This is a genomic window from Cereibacter changlensis JA139, assembly GCF_003034985.1.
Taxonomy (GTDB): Bacteria; Pseudomonadota; Alphaproteobacteria; order Rhodobacterales; family Rhodobacteraceae; genus Cereibacter; species Cereibacter changlensis.
Window position 1 is genome coordinate 1 of record NZ_PZKG01000273.1, and the last position, 2439, is coordinate 2439.

The following is a 2439-nucleotide window of genomic DNA, read 5'->3' on the forward strand; positions in this document are numbered from 1 at the left end:
GTCGATCTTCCACCCCGAGGCGACGCGGATGGCGCGCTATGCCGCCGGGGGCCGGCAGGGGCTGGCGCAGGGCATCTTCCAGGTCGGCGGCCAGGCCGGCGGCGCGCTCGGCCCGGTCTTCGCCGCGCTGATCATCGTGCCCTGGGGCCAGCCGAGCCTCGCTTGGTTCGCGGTCACCGCGCTCTTGGCGATGCTGCTGCTGGCCTGGATCGGCAGCAAGCAGCGGGCGATCAGCGCCGAGTTCATGGCGCTGCGGGCCAAGGCGAAGAAGACCGGCAGCGCCCCGCGCCATGCGGCTGCGACCATCGGCATTGGCCTCGTGGTGCTGACCTTCCTCATGTTCACCAAGAACGCCTATGGCGAGAGCTTCCGGTCGTTCTACACCTTCTACCTGATGGAGCGTTTCGGCCTGTCCATCCCCTCGGCGCAGATGATGCTGTTCATCTTCCTCTTGGCCTCGGCGGCGGGGGCGCTGATCGGCGGCATCGTCGGCGACCGGATCGGGCGCTACCGGATCATCTGGATCTCGGTGCTGGGGCCGCTGCCGCTGACGCTGATGCTGCCCTATGTCGACCTGTTCTGGACCGGGGTGCTGACGGTGATGATCAACCTGATCATGGCCAGCGCCTTCGCCTCGATCCTGCTCTACGCGATGGAGCTGTTGCCGAACCGGATCGGGCTGATCGGCGGGCTGTTCTACGGGCTGAACTTCGGTCTGGGCGGTATTGCCGCGGCGATCCTGGGCGTGCTGGCGGAGAGCTACGGCGTCGAGACGGTCTACCGGATCTGTTCGTTCCTGCCGCTGGCCGGGCTCTTGGCCTGGTTCCTGCCGCGGCTCGACGAGGGCTGAGGCTCAGCGCCCCCGCCATTGCTGCGGGGGCGCGCCGCGCGTCAGGGTCCAGAAGCCGTCGGCGGGCAGGCTTTGCCACTCCCCCGCCTCGCCGTCGGGCCAGATCATCCGCAGTTCCGCCTCCGTGCCGGCGCCGAGCCCCAGGTGCAGCCAGCCGGTCTGGCCGCCGGCATGGCCGCCGCCGACAGTGATCTCGCGCCGGGCGATGCGCTCGCCCTGCCGCAGCTCCAGCCAGCCGCCCACCGCGTCGGGGTTGGGGCCGGGCTGCCGCGGCCGGACGCCGATCCAGTGCCCTGTCGCGCCGCCGGCATTGCGCCAGAGCTGCGCCGGGGCGTTGCGGTTCACCACCGCCAGATCCAGAAGCCCGTCCATGTTGAAATCGGCCAGCGCCGCGCCTCGGGCGGTGACGAGGCTCGCCACCCCGGCCTCCGCCGCCGCCTCGCGGAAACTGCCGTCGGGGCGCTGCAGCAGCAGGTTGTTCGGGTCCTCCATCGCGAAATCGGGCATCTCCGACACGTTGCCCTTGGCTATGAACAGGTCGGAAAGCCCGTCGTTGTTCACATCGGCGAATTCCGGGTGCCAGGCGGTGCTGGGCCGCAGGTCGCCGCCCTCCGGTGGGCGATGCGCGGTGGCCCCGCGGGCGAAGGCGATGTCATCGTAGCGCGGGAGCAGGGGCGCATCGGTCGCGGCGAGGCTCTGCAGCTTGTTGTCGGCCATGCTGGTGAGAAAATACTCGGGATAGCCGTCGCCGGTCAGGTCTTGGCTGGCGATGCCCATGCCCCAGATCCTGAGCCGCGCCCAGCCCTCGGCCTCGGTATAGAGCCGCGGGGCCTCGCCGGGGGCGATGTGCCAGAGCTGCTCCTGCCCGCCCTTGTAATACTCGCGGTCGTTCGAGACCCGCAGCGCCGGCTGGCCGGAGCGGTTCCAGTCGGTGAACAGCATCGACAGCGCGCAATAGCTGGGGGCCAGCGGCAGGGGCGCGGCGAAGCCCTTGCCCGCGGGGCGGTAAAGCCGGTTCTCGGTGCAGGAGCCCCAGGGGAAATCCTCCTGGGTCCGGTCGATATAGGTCCCGAGCGCCAGGGTCGGCCAGTCGGCGCCCACCTCCCAGGTGGCGGCGAAGGCGGTGGTCCAGGCGTCGCCGCCGTCGAAGCCCCAGTCCTCGTTGGCGCGGGCGAAGCGGCAGTCGCCGAGCCCGCGCATCAGCACGGTCTCCCCGACCCGCAGCAGCGCCAGATCCATCACCCCGTCGCTGTCGACATCCAGCGGATAGGCCCCGTTGACGGCTGTCAACTCCAGCCCGCTGGGTTCGGCGGCGAAGTCGAGCGGCCCGCCCCGCGCCGAGCGGTTGCGCAGGAAGCGGGCCGGGGCCTCGCCCCCCGCAAGCAGCAGGTCGGCGAAACCGTCGGCGTCGCAGTCGAAGCTCGCCGCCCCGCCGCCCACCATGTATTCCCAGCCGCCCGCATAGGTGCTGCCCGGCCCCGGCTCCTCGACGAAGCGCGGGATGGCGGGCTCGGCTAGGGCCGGACCGGCGGAGAGCAGGAGCGAGAGCAGCACCCGCATCTCAGCGCCGGGTCCGAAGGGCGGTGGCA

The 2439-nt window shown here is 71.1% G+C and carries 2 protein-coding genes; one reads left to right on the plus strand and one right to left on the minus strand.

The genetic code is table 11. The features are described 5' to 3' along the window. A partial coding sequence (locus C5F48_RS23110) for an MFS transporter (RefSeq protein ID WP_107666043.1) occupies positions 1 to 850 on the plus strand: 850 nt, incomplete at its 5' end. A 3-nt stretch (positions 851 to 853) separates the two neighbouring features. Here the strand turns inward: C5F48_RS23110 and C5F48_RS23115 are convergent. Further along, positions 854 to 2410, minus strand: coding sequence for an FG-GAP repeat domain-containing protein (locus C5F48_RS23115; RefSeq protein ID WP_107666044.1), 1557 nt, complete (start codon positions 2408 to 2410; stop codon positions 854 to 856). Between the last annotated feature and the right edge of the window lie 29 nt (positions 2411 to 2439).

What these genes read in the sequence shown, in the direction of transcription:
- C5F48_RS23115 (WP_107666044.1), bottom strand. Translation starts at nt 2,410, where the DNA reads ATGCGGGTGCTGCTCTCGCTCCTGCTCTCCGCCGGTCCGGCCCTAGCC.